Raw genomic sequence first — 1,227 nt, forward strand, 5'->3', positions numbered from 1 at the left:
CCCCACACCCTGCCCCCACGAAAAACTTTTTCAGCAGACCCTAACTAATCTCTGATCACTAGGGGCGATTGCAGGGTAATATTTAAATCTCGATCGGGGTTAACAGAGTATAACTGCACGGAACTACCACCGACAATTCCCGCCGTCGGTAAACCCCATCCTGCAAGGGTTCCCACGGCTGCCCCCGCTAAGACATCGAGAACTTCGATCTTGCGATCGCCCGTGAGAGCAGCGATCGCTGTGGCTGCCCCCGCACCGGCGAGGGTTCCCCCTAAGATATCTTGAGTTTTTGCCCCTTTACGCAGGGTTTCAGTGGTAGTAATTAATCGCGAAGTGGCATTGAGGGGAATGGTGCGATTACCCCCATCGAGGCGAATTTCATCGGCAATAAACCGCACACCTCGGCCCGCTGCTTCTAAAGTACCCTTGACTTCACTTCCTGCCGCAATCACCACAATCCCATTCCGGTTACGAATATCTCTGGCTACGCTTAAAGTCAGAGGAATAACATCACTTTTAGAAACTAAAATTTTATCGGCTTTCTCGTAATTCAAAGGGATAACTGTTCCGGCAGGAATCGAGATTTGTTGAGCGATAAGACGTTGCCGATTAATATTACTTTGAGCGAGGACGGGAAAAGTACCGGACATGGAACCCATGAGCAGGGTAATCAGTAAGGCTGTGCTGGCTCTAGTAACAGGATTGATAGACATAGCGGTTATCCTCTCAAAAAACAACAGTGAACTTTCTCTGTTTCTAGATTATTTTTTTCTGTCTGTCATGTCAGTCCCCTCAACAGGGAATTTTTTCCCTCTCTATAGGGAAAAAAGTAGAATGGCAGAATTTCCGCATTTTGTCCATCGACCGCAAAAGAGAGCCGAAAAGCCTAGAATAGTAAAAAACCCTCGATTGCCATCGTCTATGGAACTCGCTGCCGGAAAAATCCTTAGTCATCGCTACCAAATTATCCGTCAATTGGGAAAAGGGGGATTCGGACAGACTTTCTTGGCCTGCGATCGCCAGTTACCCAATCAAAATCGTTGTGTGATCAAACAATTTAAACCCCAGTGCCGGGATGCCGAAACTGTAGCCATCGCTAGACGACTCTTTGAAACCGAGGCAAAAATCCTGCAAGAATTGGGCATTCATCGCCATATTCCCCGTTTATTTGCTTATTTTGAGGAAAATGGGCAATTTTTTCTCGTGCAAGAATACATTGAAGGGGAA

At 46.9% G+C, this 1,227-nt stretch carries 2 protein-coding genes; one reads left to right on the forward strand and one right to left on the reverse strand.

Translation table 11 applies throughout. The annotated features are described in order from the left end of the window. Window positions 1–44: 44 nt before the first annotated feature. A complete protein-coding gene (locus tag IQ242_RS25160; protein WP_193961833.1) occupies window positions 45–713 on the reverse strand; it encodes a hypothetical protein in 669 nt (222 codons plus the stop codon). Between the two features lie 208 nt (window positions 714–921). Here IQ242_RS25160 and IQ242_RS25165 point away from each other — a divergent pair. Beyond that, window positions 922–1,227 (forward strand): protein kinase (locus tag IQ242_RS25165; protein WP_193961834.1); only part of this gene is annotated, 306 nt, incomplete at its 3' end.

Origin of the sequence: Microcystis sp. LEGE 08355 (assembly GCF_015207185.1) — a bacterium.
Taxonomy (GTDB): Bacteria; Cyanobacteriota; Cyanobacteriia; order Cyanobacteriales; family Microcystaceae; genus Microcystis; species Microcystis panniformis.

Coding starts and splice junctions, on each gene's coding strand:
- IQ242_RS25160 (WP_193961833.1), bottom strand. CDS start 713: ATGTCTATCAATCCTGTTACTAGAGCCAGCACAGCCTTACTGATTACC.